Annotated in this window: 12 protein-coding genes; 8 read left to right on the top strand and 4 right to left on the bottom strand. The window is 55.6% G+C overall.

The window, feature by feature from the left end:
- Positions 1 to 182: 182 nt before the first annotated feature.
- From RCH93_RS04490 to treY, 5 genes are all read left to right on the top strand, one after another.
- A complete protein-coding gene (locus RCH93_RS04490) occupies positions 183 to 593 on the top strand; it encodes a hypothetical protein (protein ID WP_306547123.1) in 411 nt (136 codons plus the stop codon).
- Positions 594 to 704: 111 nt separating this feature from the next.
- Positions 705 to 1,526: a hypothetical protein gene (locus tag RCH93_RS04485; protein ID WP_306547122.1), complete on the top strand. Its 822-nt coding sequence runs from the start codon at positions 705 to 707 to the stop codon at positions 1,524 to 1,526.
- Between the two features lie 159 nt (positions 1,527 to 1,685).
- Complete coding sequence (locus RCH93_RS04480) at positions 1,686 to 1,877, top strand: Thivi_2564 family membrane protein (RefSeq protein ID WP_306547121.1); 192 nt, start codon at positions 1,686 to 1,688, stop codon at positions 1,875 to 1,877.
- 270 nt (positions 1,878 to 2,147) lie between these two features.
- The gene (locus tag RCH93_RS04475) at positions 2,148 to 4,589 is read left to right on the top strand and encodes a DUF3536 domain-containing protein (RefSeq protein WP_306547120.1); all 2,442 of its coding nucleotides are present in this window, start codon (positions 2,148 to 2,150) and stop codon (positions 4,587 to 4,589) included.
- On the top strand, positions 4,523 to 7,435 hold the full coding sequence (gene treY / locus RCH93_RS04470; protein ID WP_306547119.1) for a malto-oligosyltrehalose synthase: 2,913 nt from the start codon (positions 4,523 to 4,525) through the stop codon (positions 7,433 to 7,435). Before RCH93_RS04475 ends, treY begins: the two co-directional genes overlap by 67 nt.
- Positions 7,436 to 7,613: 178 nt before the next feature.
- Here treY and RCH93_RS04465 read toward each other — a convergent pair whose 3' ends face one another.
- The 4 genes from RCH93_RS04465 to RCH93_RS04450 form a co-directional block, all read right to left on the bottom strand.
- Positions 7,614 to 9,650 carry an amylo-alpha-1,6-glucosidase gene (locus RCH93_RS04465; protein ID WP_306547118.1) on the bottom strand — a complete coding sequence of 679 codons (2,037 nt, stop codon included), beginning with the start codon at positions 9,648 to 9,650 and terminating at the stop codon, positions 7,614 to 7,616.
- Entirely contained in the window at positions 9,643 to 11,535 is a 1,893-nt protein-coding gene (gene treZ, locus RCH93_RS04460; protein ID WP_306547117.1) for a malto-oligosyltrehalose trehalohydrolase, read from the bottom strand. The genes RCH93_RS04465 and treZ overlap by 8 nt, the downstream gene beginning before the upstream one ends.
- A gap of 87 nt (positions 11,536 to 11,622) precedes the next feature.
- Complete coding sequence (locus RCH93_RS04455) at positions 11,623 to 12,861, bottom strand: glycosyltransferase (RefSeq protein ID WP_306547116.1); 1,239 nt, start codon at positions 12,859 to 12,861, stop codon at positions 11,623 to 11,625.
- Positions 12,858 to 13,505 carry a DUF5752 family protein gene (locus RCH93_RS04450; protein WP_306547115.1) on the bottom strand — a complete coding sequence of 216 codons (648 nt, stop codon included), beginning with the start codon at positions 13,503 to 13,505 and terminating at the stop codon, positions 12,858 to 12,860. The genes RCH93_RS04455 and RCH93_RS04450 overlap by 4 nt, the downstream gene beginning before the upstream one ends.
- Before the next feature lie 796 nt (positions 13,506 to 14,301).
- On the opposite strand from RCH93_RS04450, the gene RCH93_RS04445 reads away from it, so the two are divergent.
- The 3 genes from RCH93_RS04445 to RCH93_RS04435 form a co-directional block, all read left to right on the top strand.
- Positions 14,302 to 14,481: a CsbD family protein gene (locus RCH93_RS04445; protein WP_306547114.1), complete on the top strand. Its 180-nt coding sequence runs from the start codon at positions 14,302 to 14,304 to the stop codon at positions 14,479 to 14,481.
- Between the two features lie 88 nt (positions 14,482 to 14,569).
- Positions 14,570 to 14,881 (top strand): BON domain-containing protein, encoded by a 312-nt coding sequence (locus RCH93_RS04440; RefSeq protein ID WP_306547113.1) that lies wholly within the window; start codon positions 14,570 to 14,572, stop codon positions 14,879 to 14,881.
- A gap of 461 nt (positions 14,882 to 15,342) precedes the next feature.
- On the top strand, positions 15,343 to 15,791 hold a 449-nt coding region (locus tag RCH93_RS04435), incomplete at its 3' end, for a superoxide dismutase (RefSeq protein WP_306547112.1).

Genomic DNA, 15,791 nt, shown 5'->3' with positions numbered 1-15,791 from the left:
CAGAGGTATGCAGAGAGGGTGGCCCCGCAGGCTATTTATCGAGAATGAAAGAGGAACATGCCTTACGCACACAGCACAAGCTGAGGCTTGCCTCCGTTCCGACCCCAGGAATGAAGAACTGCACGGAGCGTCAAAGCGTTGCATCGGCATCGAAGCCAACACCTTTTTTAACGGAGAATATCATGAACACCTTGAAATCGTGCCTCCTTGCCTTGACCGTCCTGGTCATGCCCTGTGGGGCATTTGCCCAACAGCAATCCATGACGACTGTCGACACGAGAACCTCGACCGAAACCGCAGGCACAATCAGTGAGATGAGTCCCGACACCATCGTGGTTCGGACGGAAACCAGCTCGTCCCCGATGAACTACAGCTCCACCAAAAGCACAACCTATGTGGACGAAACCGGTGCGCCCGTCTCCGTGGAGACGGTTAAATCCGGCCTGCCGGTAACGGTGTACTACACCCGCGAAGGTGATCGCATGATCGCTGAAAAGGTAGTTGTTCGGAAAACCACCACAACGACGACCGAACGGCCTGGTCTGCAAGAAAAACGAACCCGCACCTCAACGACCACTGAAACGAAATATTAATCCGGCCAGCATTAACGTGAGAATCCTGCGGGGAATGCCCTGCAGGATGTCGCCTTTGGGGAGGAGGGAATCGCTCAAAAAATCCGCAATGTTCTTGGAGGCCGAGGAATTATGATCAGGGCTGTAACACTGAACAATAACGATGGACAAGGGGGCGCAACCCCTGACCTGCATGAACGTGTCGCGCAATTAGGTCTGGGGCAAATTGACATCCTATGCTGCCAAGGCGTCTGGCGCGCGAGGGACGACAGCGAGGACGAGACCCGAACAATGGCGAAATCGTTGCGGATGAACTCCAGCTTTTTCGCTGCAAGCCCTGCCTGGAAAAGAAAAACAGAACGAAATGAAAATGGCGTCAGAGGACTTGCCATTCTGACCGGCGCCGGGATTTGGCCGCTCAACAGCGGTAGCCTTCAGGGAATCGATGAGTCGGATGGATCGAAGGGGATTGTCCAGTTCGCACTTGTCCGTACGAACGGGGCGTCGATATTAGTCCTTAATCTGCACCTCTGCGGATCAAGGCAATTGCAACTGCTGCAATTGGGCGCTCTTTTCTCACACCCGATGCTCAAAGAACGATATGGGGCCGTGGTATTGTGCGGTGATCGCCGAACCAGACTCTCAGTCAAAGAGTTGCAGACCATCACGAAAAGGTCTCACTATACCTCTCACAGCCTGCCGCCTTCTGCCTCCTCTGAAGGCGATGGACTGCTCTGGATTCTGGTTGCCGGCAAGCAGCCGGTAGCCTCTGTGACCATCCACAACCAGCAGTCGAGCGCATCCCTCGAATTCGAGATTGATCGAATTGCACAGGATAAAACCTACAAACCCTATTATTTGCCTCTGTCCTTCAAGGAACAGTGGGCCGGATACAAGACAATTGCCAAGCCTTCGCCACCTGTATCAATCGCCGGCGCAATCCTCCAGGAATGACGAATAAAAAGGAAGCACCCAACAAAGAAAAACACCATTATACTCTACATTTTTTTCAACTGTTCCCGCACCTAAAGTTGACGGTTTGAGAGGTCCGATTTGAATTACTGCCTCTTGCCGCCTGCAGGTGCGCAAAACAAAAGAACAAGGAGACATGCTATGCCATTGCTACAATTAGTCATTGTTTTGGTTGTCGTTGGAGTGGTCCTCTGGGTGATTAACAGCTACATCCCGATGCAGTCCACCATCAAAAAAATTCTCAACGCCGTCGTTATTATTGCCGTGATCATTTGGCTCTTGAATGTCTTCGGGCTCATGGGAGACATTTCCTCGATTCGTATTGGCAAGTGATAGGCATAAGCAACTCTTCAATGGAGGATGAAGGCGCAACTGCTTCTGAACAGGGATAGACGTCAACGATCCGAACATTCACCTCCTCAGCCCAGCCTGCCAGTTCGCAAGGATCGGGGTTTCGGCCGAGTCAGCTGCATCCGGAGCACCTTTCTTCAATTCCGAGAGGTTTTGTTTCGTGCTTAACGCAACAGCCTGCTTTTGCAACATATATCCATCGTCTTTGTATACAGAGAGTCACACGGCGTGAAATCGCACAATGGAGTCAACATGAAAAACAGATTTATCTGTATTCACGGGCATTTTTATCAACCTCCCAGGGAAAGCCCCTGGTTGGAAGCCATTGAGATCCAGGATTCGGCGTTCCCGTACCACGACTGGAACGAGCGGATTACAGCCGAATGCTACGCAGCCAACGCCGTGTCGAGGATCTGGGACACGAAAGGACGAATAGCCCAACTGGTCAACAATTACGCCAGCATAAGCTTCAACTTCGGCCCGACGGTTTTGCTCTGGATGGAGAAGTTTGCCATCGATGTCTACGAGGCCATCCGTGAGGCCGACAGGCAGAGCCTGGAAAAATTTTCCGGGCACGGATCGGCATTAGCCCAAGCCTACAATCACATGATCCTGCCGCTGGCAAACAGTCGCGACAAGCAAACCCAGATTATCTGGGGAATACAGGATTTCGAATATCGCTTTGGACGCAAGCCCGAAGGAATGTGGCTTCCGGAGACAGCGGTTGATCTCGCCTCTCTGGACGTCCTGGCCCAGCACGAAATCGCCTTTGCGATCCTTTCTCCCAGCCAGGCGCAGCAGGTTCGTCCGCTTGGCGAGAAAGAATGGAACGATGTGCGTGGTGGAAAAATCGACCCCGGCATGGCCTACAGGATCTCGCTCCCCTCAGGCCGAACAATGAGCCTGTTCTTTTACGATGGTCCCATTTCGCAGGCTCTGGCCTTTGAAGGGTTGCTCGACAACGGCGAGGCCTTTGCCGACAGGCTGCTCTCCGCGTTCCCTGACGACCAATCTTCCCCTCGCCTGGTCCACATCGCAACGGATGGCGAAAGTTATGGGCATCACCATCACGGCGGCGACATGGCCCTGGCGCACGCGCTCAATCACATCGAATCCAATGAGCTTGCGCAGCTGACCAATTACGGCCAGTATTTGGAAAATCATCCACCAACGCACGAAGTGGAGATCTTTGAAAACAGCTCGTGGAGTTGCATGCACGGGATCGAACGCTGGCGGTCGGATTGCGGCTGTAACAGCGGCGGCAATCCGGGCTGGAATCAAGCCTGGCGAGCCCCCTTGCGCGAAGCCTTGGATTGGCTCAGAGATGCCGTAAGCCCGGCTTATGAACAATTGGCCGGAAAGCTTCTGAACGATCCATGGGCGGCTCGGGACGCCTACATCGACATCATAATGGACCGTTCACCCGAACGGATTGATGCGTTTCTGAACTGCCACGCAACCCGCCCCTTGAGCTATGAGGACGAAATCACCGTCCTGAAGCTGATGGAGCTCCAACGCCACGCCATGCTCATGTACACCAGCTGCGGATGGTTTTTTGACGAACTTTCCGGAATTGAGACGGTTCAGGTTATCCAATATGCCGGCAGAGTGCTGCAGTTGGCCGACCAACTTTTTACCGAAGCCTTTGAACCAGGTTTTCTCGAACGTCTTGAACGTGCCAAGAGCAACCTTCCTGAACATGGAGACGGCCGGACAATTTACGAGAAATTTGTCAGGCCGGCCATGCTCGGCTTGACCGCCGTGGGCGCGCACTATGCCATATGCTCGCTGTTCCAGGGCGACGTTGAACGAAAATCGATCTATGCCTATTCCGCCGCCATGGAGGACAGCCGGAGTTTTCAGGCGGGCGGAACCAAACTTATGATTGGGCGGGCCAAGGTCACTTCGCAGATTACGCGGATATCCACCAGTTTGTGTTTTGGCGTCCTGCACCTCGGGGACCATAGTATCGCTTGCGGTACCGGGATATATCAGGGAGCCAAGAAATATGAAGCCTTTGTCAAAGAGATTTCAGATGCTTTCGCCGGCGCCGACTTTCCCAAGACCATACTCCTGTTGGGGAAGTACTTCGGCACGTCCACCTACTCGCTGAACTCGCTCTTCGCCGATGAACGCCGAAAGGTGTTGAACATGATCATGGAGCCAACCCTGAGGGAGGCGGAAGCTGCCTATAGCGCGATCTACGAGCACCATGCACCGTTGATTCGTTTTTTGAACGGGTCCGGAACGCCGCGGCCAAAAGTCCTGTCCGTCGCAGCGACTTTCTGCCTGAATGCCAAGCTTCGCAGGGCGCTTGAGGGAGAGGGGCTTGAGCCTCAAATCGTGCAACCTCTTCTCGAAGAAGCTCGTTTGGCCGATGCAACGCTTGATGCGACGGCTCTGGGTTTATTGCTCACCGCCAATATCGAACGCTTGGCCGAACAACTGCTCGCCCAACCCGATGACGTTTCACTCATGGAGCGATTGAACAAGGCGGCCAGCCTCGTCCAGGCACTCCCCTTCGAGGTGAATCTCTGGAAAACCCAAAACATCTGCTACAAGATCCTGCACACCTGTTGCTCCGATTTCAAGGAAAAGGCCAGCTCAGGTGAGGAGGATGCAAGCAGTTGGATACACAATGCCACAGTGTTGGCGGAGAACTTTCGCATTCAGCTGCCCTCTTGGCTGCTTTAGGTTTCCGCTTTGACAGGGAAGTCGCCATGAATCTCCCAACAGCAACCTATCGAATACAGTTCAGCCCGTCGTTTGGTTTTCAAGACGCGCAACCTGTCATAGCCTACCTCGCGGATCTGGGCATTTCCGATCTGTACGCTTCGCCCATATTCAAAGCCGTCAAGGGCAGCAGCCATGGCTATGACGTGGTGGACCCCAATCGCATGAATCCTGAATTGGGCGATCTCGCCGACCTTGAGGCGCTGGCTGCGGAACTGAAAAAATACGCTATGGGCTGGCTGCAGGACATTGTCCCGAATCATATGGCCATAGATTCTGACAACCAGATGCTGATGGACGTCCTGGCGAATGGTTCCAACTCCCGGTATGTTCATTTTTTTGATGTGGATTGGGACCATCCGGCTGCCAGCCTCAACAAGAGAGTGCTCGCGCCGTTTCTCGGCAGGTTTTACGGGGAATGCCTCGAAGAGGGAGAGATTGCCCTTCAGTACGGGCCGAACGGCTTTACGTTCATGTACTACAACTACGCCTTCCCGCTGCGAATAGAATCCTATTCCGGTCTTTTCAACAATCTTACCCCGTTGAAAAAAAAGCTGTCCGACGACAACCCCGACTTCATCACCTTTCTCGGCATCCTGTATGCCTTGAAGATGCTCTCTTCGAACCCTGAGCCTGAAGAGCGCTCCATCCAGATAAAAATGATCCACCGGATCGTGTGGGAGCTCTACACCAGCAACGCTGCCATCCGAGCCTTCATTGACGGCACCCTGCGCTCCTTCAATGGTTCAAGGGGGAAGCCTGAAAGTTTTAATGCTCTCGACAACCTGCTTGGCCAACAGATCTTTCGGTTTTCATTTTGGAAAGTGGCGGCTGAAGAAATAAATTATCGCCGCTTCTTTTGCATCAATGGGCTGATATCACTGAAAATAGAAGATGAGCATGTTTTAAACCACACTCACAACCTTATTTTCGATCTGCTCGGCAGAGGTCTTGTCACCGGCCTGCGAATCGATCATGTTGATGGGCTGTACGATCCGGCGAGCTACCTGCAAAGAATACGAAAAAGAGCGCCCCACACCTACATCATCGTCGAAAAAATTCTCGACCCCGCCGAAGACCTCCCCCGATCCTGGCCGCTGCAGGGCACAACGGGCTATGATTGTATCAACTCCGTGAATGGGCTGTTTTGCGAGCAGAAAAACGAGCAAGCATTCAGCAAGATCTATTCCAGCATATCGGGTTTGAAAGACACGTATGAACAGGTGGTGCGCACCAACAAAAAGATCATCATCCAGGAGGATATGGCGAGCGATGTCCACAACCTCGCCCTGCTTTTAAAAAAGATCTCCAGCCGGGACCGTCATGGCAGCGACATCACCTTAAACGCACTCCAAAGAGCGTTGACCGAGGTCCTTGCCGTGTTTCCGGTCTACAGGACCTACATCAGCGACGTTGTGGTCTCGGAGACCGACCGGAAAACCATTTCAGATGCATTGAACAAGGCCAGGGCTAACTTTCCCGCCCTGCTGCATGGGTTTACTTTCGTCCGCAGATTCCTGCTCCTCGACTTTCCTGATTATGTGCATGAAGAAGAGAAGCGGGAGTGGCTGCACTTCGCCATGCGCTTCCAGCAATTTTCCGGTCCGGTTATGGCCAAGGGTGTCGAAGATACCACCCATTATGTCTACAACCGGCTCTTGTCACTCAACGAGGTAGGGGGCCGGCCGGATCGATTCGGCTGCTCGCTCGCGGAATTTCACGCCTTCAACGCCAAGAGGAAAGAGTTCTGGCCGGATACCCTCAGCGCCACCGCGACGCACGATACCAAAAGGGGAGAGGACGCCCGCGCCAGAATCAATGTCCTTTCCGAGATGCCGGCTGAGTGGCAAAAAAAGCTCCGGACCTGGATCAGGGGCAACCGGGGGAATAAAATGCGGATCGCCGGCTTGGCTGTTCCGGATAGAAACGACGAGTATTTCCTCTACCAGACCTTGATCGGCGCGTTTCCCTTCGCCAATGCGGAGTATCCCGAATTCATTGAAAGGATGAAGAGCTACATTGTCAAAGCTGTACGGGAAGCAAAAATTCATACTGCCTGGTTGCAACCCGATACTGCCTACGAAGATGCGTACCTCTCTTTTGTGGAAAAAATCCTCATCCCCTCGGAGAACAACGAATTTCTCAAGGAATTCATCCCATTTTGCCGGCGAGTCGCTCACTTCGGCATATTTAATTCCCTCTCGCAGACCCTGATCAAGATCACCTCGCCCGGTGTGCCTGATTTCTATCAGGGGTCGGAACTCTGGGACCTCAGCCTGGTGGACCCTGACAATCGCCGGCCGGTGGATTTTGCCCGCAGGCGTTCCCTGCTGGCCGGCATCCGCACACAGGAGGCCGCTGATATTGACCGGCTCGTCCAATCGCTGCTGTCCACAAGGGAAGATGGCGCCATCAAGCTTTTTCTCATCTATCGGGCGCTCAAGGCTAAAAGCGCGCATCGGGCGCTTTTCCGTTCCGGCGCCTATCTTCCCCTTGAGTCGACGGGAAAATTCAGCAACCATGTCATCGCCTTTGCCTGGAGGCATCAGCGGCAATGGGCCTTGGTCATTGCGCCGAGATTTATCAGTCACTTGATTTCAGAAGGCGATTTTCCCCTGGGAAAAGAAGTGTGGCAGAATACACAGGTAATACTCCCTCACGGGGCGCCAGCTGCCTGGCGCAATGTGCTTACGGACGAGGAAATACTTACTGGGGAGAATGCGCTGCCTGTCGGGGATATTTTGCTTCGTTTTCCGGTGGCGTTGCTGATAGGTGAAGGAAAAGAGGAGGATGTACCTCCTGTTTGAGTGAATTCACGCAAACGCTATCTCAGAAGTTCATGCCTACAGTTAACAGTTCAGGCTGATCAAAAACATGGCTCCATTACAAATCCGCTGCCCCTGGCTGCCATCGCCACGCCCACGAGGATTGCCCCCAGCACATCGGCGCCCGTCCTTGTTTATCCGTTGATCCCCTCCCCTCCTCTCATGCCGTATTCACCCAGCAGCGCAGCACCTCGGCCACACTCCACGCCTGCGCCACGCAACCCCGCGGCGTATAGGGCGCTTCGGCATCGAAAACCTCGCTGATCGAGCCGACGCAGGCTTCGTCAAGATGGGCCACAAAGCCAGCTAAAAATTTCCTCCCCTCCGCCTCGTTGCCCGGATTGAGCTTGAGCCACGCATCCACATAAGGACCGATAAGCCATGCCCACACTGTGCCCTGATGGTAGGCGGCATCGCGGGCGCGCAGGTCGCCATAGTATTTCGCCTTGTACTCCGGATGGCCAGGCGCAAGAGAACGCAAGCCAACAGGGGTGAGCAGGCGATCCGTCACCACCTTCATCACCGGTTCCCATCTGGCCTCGTCGAGCACTGGGTGATCGAGCGAAATCGCAAAAACCTGGTTCGGGCGGCAGGCATCGTCGTTGCCGCCGTTTTCCGCGTCGACCACATCAAAGAGATAGCCACCCTGTTCATACCAGAATCGCCGATTGAAAGATTCCCGCACCTGGTCGGCCGTTGCGTTCATGCGGTTCATGTCGGCCTCCTGGCCCTCTTCCTGCAGCCACCCCGCCATCAACCGCAGCGCGTTGTACCAGAGCGCGTTGATCTCCACTGCTTTGCCCCGCCGGGGCGTCACTACCCAATCTCCCACCTTGGCATCCATCCAGGTGAGCTGATACCCCTCTTGCCCCTGCCGCAGCAACCCGTCCCTCGGGTCCATGCCGATGCCAAACCGCGTGCCGTTCCGATGCTGTTCGATACTATCCAGCAATTTGGGCAGCAGCAGTTGCAAGGTCATGCGGTCGTTGGTTATCCGCAGATAACGGTGGATGGCGTGGAAAAACCACAAGGTGGCGTCGGCGGTATGATACAGGCCGTCCCTCTCGCCCTCGGGGAACATATTGGGGATCAAGCCATCGCGCACGTAATGGCCAAACGTCCGCAGTATCCAGCCCGCCTCTTTATGACGGCCGGTCATCAGCGTGAGTCCTTCCAGGCTGATCATGGTGTCGCGACCCCAGTCCGTGAACCAGTGGTACCCCGCGATAATGGTCCGGATTTCATCGCCTGAGGCGCGCATGCGGGCGACGTCCTCCACCCGGCCAACGGGCGTGATGAGAAACTGATCGGCGGCGAGCACCAGTTCTGCGGCCGGGCCCCTCTGTGCTTGCGGCGGAGCGGTAACCAAAAGCCGCTTGCGGCGATCCAGCTCTGCCCGATACGCCGCATCCGGTGACAGCGCCCGGATCGTGTCCCATTCCTCGGTTGACGCCACGAACGTCGTCCGGTCGCCCTCGACCAGATCAGCGCGGAAATACCCAGGACTCCACAATGCCCCCTGCCACTCGTAGCCGCGGTTGCGCTCAGTATGGTAGGGGATCAAGGAGGTTTCCTTGCGGTCGAAGGTAAAGGCCATCGATGGCCCGTGCACGATGAGCCGCAACACGGGCAAACCGTCAGCGCCGGTGATCTCAAACTGGTCCTCGGACACGGTCAATTTGTAGTGTGCCGGGCGCACCTGGCTGACCGTCGCATCGTGCGAACGAAACTGCATCGCCGGCCGAAGCCCCAACCGCAGTTTGCCCTTGCCGGCGAGCAGAAGATAGGTCACGTGGACAGTGTTCTGCCGGTAGGGAAGAATAAGACGTTTTTCAAGGACAAACCCGTCCACCTCATAGCGCCACACCGGCAGCCCGGCTTCCAGCCGAAATTCACTGATGGGCAAGGTCGACTCCGGCGAGATGCCCGCCAACTCCTCCGCGCCCGTGAACAGGACGCGGCGGTCCGGCAGGCGCAGACGCTCAGAAAGCCCGCTCAACATCATCATCCGGCCCAGCGGATTGGGCAAAGCGGCAACCAATAATCCGTGATAGCGGCGGGTGATGGCGCCGGTCACGGTTCCCGACGCGTATCCGCCGATTCCATTGGTGACCAGCCACTCTTCCATCATGTGCGGGTCTGCTTCCAGCTTGCTGCATAAATCGCCGGTGCACAGCACTCGAAACAGGTCAGCCATGCCGTTCTTGCTCCGTTAAAATTGGCCGCAAAGCGATCGCGGCATGGCCTGGGATACGCCAGTTGTCTCCGGAATCGAGCTCGGGCGTCCCGGAGCCGCCGTAGCGGGGATCTTCGCTTGACCATAGTGTCTGCCAGATCATTGCTTCCGGAGGCGCCAGCAACGGCTCCGGGGCGGGGTCCAGATGCAGGTCCATGCCGAGATTCACCAGCAACAGGCGGTCGTCGTCCCCGGTCTCGCTGAAAAAACGCAGCAGCAAGCACTCTTGCGCGAGCACAGCTCCATCCACACCGTGCGGAATTTGCGCACTGAAGACAGAATCTTCGCGGCGCAAACGCAGCAGGTCTTTATGTAGATCATAGGTGGGCCGGTTGCGTTGGCGTTCATTGAAATCAAGCTTACACCGCTCGAAAGTTGAAGGATTCGCCGGATCAATCAGGCAGGACAGCATCTCGCTCGTCGCCAGGCTCGGGAACTGGGCCAGAAACTCCGCTCGACCCTGGCTCACCAGAAGGGCAAGTTCAGGCTTGTGGTCCGCAAAAAAATAAAACGGGCTTGATGAGCCGAACTCCTGCCCTTGAAAGAGCATGGGTGTTCCCGGCGCGAGCAAGAGAAGCGCGGTCATTGCCCGCAACCGCCCAGGGCTGGTCAGTAACTGCACCCGTTCGCCACAACCGGAATTGGCGATCTGATCATGATTCTGAATATAGGTGACGAATGTCGCCGGCGCCAGCTTGAGGCCGGGCGTGCCGCGACGTTGCTTCTGCCATTTGTAGTGCTGCCCCTGGTAGAGGTAGCCGTACTTCACCATCGAGATAAACTCCTGCGGCCTGCCCAGGTAGTCGGTGTAATAGGCTTCGTTGCGCCCGGTCATTGCGACCATGGCACTGTGATGAAAGTCGTCATTCCACAGAGCGTCCAACCCGTATCCGCCGCTCTCGATGGGACGCACCAGCTTGGTGAGCTGCGGCTCGTTCTCCGCCACGATGATCGTCCGCCTCCCGCGCGCCGCTTCCCGCACGCGTTTTCCGATGGCCGTTATGATGTTTTCCGGCGAGGCGTCGAACATCTGCTGGGTGGCGTCCAGCCGGAGTCCGTCGAGGTGGAATTCCTCGATCCAGTACGCCGCATTGGTGAGGAAAAATTCTCGCACCGGGCCGGCGTGCGCACCATCAAAGTTGATGGGTTCACCCCACTCGCACTCGTACCTGTCGGTAAAATAGTCAGGTGAAAACTCGGCCAGATAATTGCCGTCCGGGCCAAAATGGTTATAGACCACATCGAGAATCACCCCCAGGCCGAGACGATGGGCCTCGTTGACGAAACAACGAAAATCATCCGGCTCGCCATAGAGCCGAACCGGAGCGAACTGGCCAACCCCGTCGTACCCCCAGCCAAAACGCCCGGAGAAATCGGCCACGGGCATCACTTCAACGACGGTGACGCCGCAGTCAGCCAGTTCCGCGAGTTCCCGCTGGGCAGCCGTCCATGTCCCTTCCTGGGTGAAGGTCCCGATGTGCATTTCATACAGGACCTGACCCTCCAGGCCAACCCCTTGCCACTCGCTGTCGGTCCACCCGAAACCGGAAGGGTCCACCACCTGCGACGCGCCGTGCGGCCCCTCCGGCTGGTAGCGCGACACCGGGTCCGGAAAGCAACTGGCCTCATCCAGCCGAAAGCGATAGCGAGTGCCTTCTGCCGCCTGTGGAACCAAAGCCGCAAAGTATCCGCCGGCCTGCTGTTCCAGTTGGACGGTCGCCGGAGCACCTGGACCAGCCTCCAACACCACCTCTACTTTCTTCGGGCGAGGGGCCCAGACGCGAAAATGGGCGCCGCCGTTTGGCTGCACTTCGGCGCCGATGGGATATCGTCGTTGAGGATGCATAGTATTCCTGGTTGAAGTTCTTGATCGCCGCATTTCTCGGCACGTCCACGCGTCGTCTTGGTGGCGTCGCTCGAGTAAAAAAGTTGATCAAATGTAGATGATGGATGCATCCTCCCGTGAACCCAAAATATGAAACAACGTGAGATACTCCCTGAGGTGCCGGGTAAGGAGAAAATGTTCCCGTACATATTCCCGCGCCCTGCCCCCCATCTTGGCCCGCAGGGCTTCGTGGTGGAGCAGAAAGCGGATACGGTGCGCCGCCCCTTCGGGCGAGTTGACGAGGAAGCCGGTATGATAGTTGACCACCTGCAGTCGAATACCGCCGGTGTCGCCGCCGATAACCGGCTTCCCCTTCCAAAGCCCTTCGGTGACCGTGAGACCGAACCCTTCCCGGGTGGATTTCTGAATGACGATGTCGGCTAGCCGTTGCAGCGCATTGATCGTCCGATGCGCATCAGACGGCAGCAACAGGACGTGAATATCGGGATCCCCCGCAGCCGCCTCCAGAACTTCATCGAGCACCTCTTGCCCTTCGGGGTCGTCAGTGGCCCCGCCCCCGGCTAGAACCAGTTGCACCGGCTGGACCTTGCGGACAAGCCGATAGGCCTCAAGAACACCCAGCGGATCCTTGAACCGATCGAATCGGGAGACCTGAACCAGCAGCGGTTTGTCCGGGTCAAGGTTGTACTGATGGCGCACCCTGGTCAATTCTTCCGGATCGAGATCCATATTTTTCGGGCTCAGGGGGTCGATGCTCGGCGGAATGAGAAACTGCGGATGCGGCAAGGGCTGGGCAAACTGGCACATGGAAAAAATGCTCGCGTCATAGCCGGCCACAAAGGGGCGCAGGCCCCGCCAGACCGAACGCGTCGGCCGGCTTATGTCGATATGGCCCCGCCAGATCCATTTACCCTTCCGGTCCGGGCAGAGTCCCAGCAACGCCGCCGGTTGAGGATCATGGATGACCACAAAATCGGCTTCTTCAAGAATTGGCCGCAGCCGGACGGCATTCTCCTCGTTCACCTCCCGGTAGGTCTGCCACTCCCGTTTGCTGATGGTGACCGGGAACCCCTGGAGACCATTATGGAACTTTTTGGTCACGGCATAAAAATCACTGTTTCCCGTTATTACCTCCCATTGGGCCTTAAGCCCGACATCCTGCATGAGCGGGATCATCCAGTCGAGGATTTCAGCCACCCCGCCGCCTTCCCGGGTTGAGTTGACATGCACAACCCTCTTGCCGGCCAGCCGATTGCCCAACTGACGGAGTTCGCCAAGGACGGTTGCACTCACCAGACCTTCGTACGACGAGAGAAATTTCGTCATGCCACACCTCCTTTTCCGAGAACTCGCACCAGCTCGCCCCGGAGTTCAGGCAGGCTAAAGAAAACAAAATCCACCGTCTGCAAGGCTAGGCGCCAGGCTTCCTGGCCAGGAAAACCACCAAGCCAGGCGGAGAAATCGTCGACACCCACGGGTTCACGCCGCCGGGCTTCAAAAAAATGATAGTAGATGCTGCCATTGGTCATTGTGCCGATTGCCTCGGGTAATGCCTTCGGCGACGCAATCCGCTTGCCCGTGTCAAAAACCACGGTCACCGCCTCGGTAAAGAAAAATTCCCCGCCGGGCTGGCAGGAGGGAACAAAAATCACTTCGCTCAGTCGCTCGTCAAGAATCTCGAGAACCTGTTCCCGCAACTTTTCCAGATCAGGAAAGATATAGGGATTGATGATGCCGAGCTGCTCGGCAAGCACCCGGTCGCCCAATTGCAAGAGGGCCCATGCCGCGAAATCGTTCCGATAGTCGGGGTTGTCGAACGAGGGAACGAGCAGGGTTTCGCAGAAGTGATGGTACAAAACATCCTGACTGCAGAGAGCAATCCGGTCGCGCAGTTCCCGAAGATTGATGGCGGCGGGCAGGCCGCTGGTTTTGGCGAGCAGGCTACAATCCTGAATAATGAAATCTCCCATACTCTCTCCTTGTTGCTGGATATGACTGTTCACAGGTGAAAATCTGACGAGCCATCAGGGTAATGGCTACGGGGCAAACGCAGTGTTGACGGGCCAGAGGCCACACTTGCTCGCCCTGGAAGGGCAACAGTTGCAGGGGACGATCTGCCTGTCAAACAAGAGACCCTTGGTTGAGCAAGGCTTCTGAAAGGAAATGCACGCCCCATGCCTGATACTTGAAGCAGTGCAGTCTTTCACCCGAGGGATTGATTTAATCAGGGCAATCCATTGGAAACTCTATGGCTTAGCAGAATGTTTGGCCGAATAAACGGGTTGCCCAGTCTTTTTCCAGTTCTTTTACCGAACATTGCAGCAAGTCTGCTGCCTTCATCCACACTTGCTTGTTAACGATCAGGAATGAAACAAGAAGCATCTGATCGAGCAGACTGATCGCCCTTAAAAAGAAAGCGGCCCTCCTTTGCACTTGTCGCCGTCAGGCAGCTTTTAAAAAGGTCATATTTCACCGTTGGTTAAATATGACCTTTTTAAAAGGGCGTCCCATAACCACCCACCAAATACTCTCCTGGACAATACCTTGGAAATTCAGAGCGATAGACGAAGCAACGCTGAGCGGTGCAAACCGGCGCATTGCTTGCTCTATGAGTCAGTACAGCAGACGGCATCTCCTCTTTGCCTTTCTTTTCTCGGAACGATATCAAGCTGCGGCTGGGAAACACACGATGCTTCTTGAGCAAGGCTTTTCATTTTCAAGTACCCGTCCGCAAGCAGCTCAACCACCTTCAAACAGGAGAACGACATGAAACAAAGCACGAAAGACAACGCTGAAGGCAAGATGCACCAAGTTAAGGGTAAGGCCAAAGAGATTGCCGGGAAGGTAATGGATGATCACGAGTTGGAAGCCGAAGGCAAAATTGAAAAATTAGGCGGAAAGGCACAAGAAAAGCTCGGTGAAGTAGAGAAGGTTGTCGGCAAATAACAACGGATGTTGAGAATGGTCTCACCATCCCCCCGCTGTATTAAGCGTCGGGGAAAGCAGTTTCATTCATCATTTGGAGGAACACATCATGACGCGAACAAATTTTTTCACTGCATTTCTTTTAATTGCCCTGACGGCACTTTTCCTGGGATGCGCATCGACAGCAAAGCAAGAGGGAACAGGTGAGTATGTTGACGACACGGTCATCACCACCAAGGTCAAGGCGGCAATCCTCGGAGAGGACTCCCTGAAATCAGCCGAGATCAACGTCGAAACCTTCAAGGGCGTGGTGCAACTGAGCGGCTTTGTCAACTCCCAGGCCGACATCAACAAAGCGGTTCAGGTTGCACGCAGCATCAAGGGGGTCCAGTCGGTTAAAAACAGCATGCGGCTCAAATGACGATCCGGCAATAGGCCGGACTGCTCAAGGGCGATCCTGTCCACACCCCGTCTGAAGAAGTTGGCATGGAACACTGTGACGGATGCACGTCCTCACCCTTCCGGGCTTGAAGGAGCCGCTCCCCCACAGGAGAGCGGCTCGCAATTTTTGACGACGGGGAATGCCCGAGGCCAGAGAGTAACTTCGATGCAAACGAGCCAAAGGATGAGCGCGATTTCACCAAAGACCTCGAAAAATTGACGCCGCCAGCACTGATCCCTCATGGCGATGACGATCAAATCGTCTCGATCAGCGCATCTGCCCTGTTGTCGTCCATGCTCAACAAGTAAACGAATTCAGCCAGAACGACAGCTATCAATTCAGGCAGCTTGAAATGTCAGGCGACATGCCAACACTTTGCGCGCCGCGACCTCGCACAAATCACCCTTTCGCTTTTGCGTCGCCATACAGGAGGAGAAACGATGAGCAAAGATACAATTGAAAGCGCCTTTCCGCATGGGCTGCCGCCCCTCCCCTACGCCGACAACGCGTTAGACCCAATAATATCGGCAAAGACGGTGAGTTTCCACTACGGCAAGCACCACCAGGGCTATGTCGACAACCTGAACAAGCAGGTGTTGGGAACGGAGTTTGCGGACATGTCGCTGGAGAAAATAATCACCGGGTCAGCCGGCAAGGCCGAGTACACCGCGATTTTCAACAATGCCGCGCAAACGTGGAACCACACGTTTTACTGGCGCAGCTTGAGGCCGAAGGGCGGCGGTGCGCCGCCAGAAGCGTTGCAACACAAAATTGAGACATCCTTCGGTTCGTTGGATGTCTGCAAGAAGGAGTTGGCGACAGCGGCGATGGCCCAGTTCGGCAGCGGCTGGGCATGGCTTGTGCTCAATGGCGACAAACTCCAGGTGAT

Origin of the sequence: Desulfobulbus sp. (assembly GCF_030824455.1) — a bacterium.
In the GTDB taxonomy this organism is placed as follows: domain Bacteria; phylum Desulfobacterota; class Desulfobulbia; order Desulfobulbales; family Desulfobulbaceae; genus Desulfobulbus.
The sequence above is the reverse complement of the archived record's forward strand: the minus strand, read 5'-3'. Positions and strand labels throughout refer to the sequence as shown.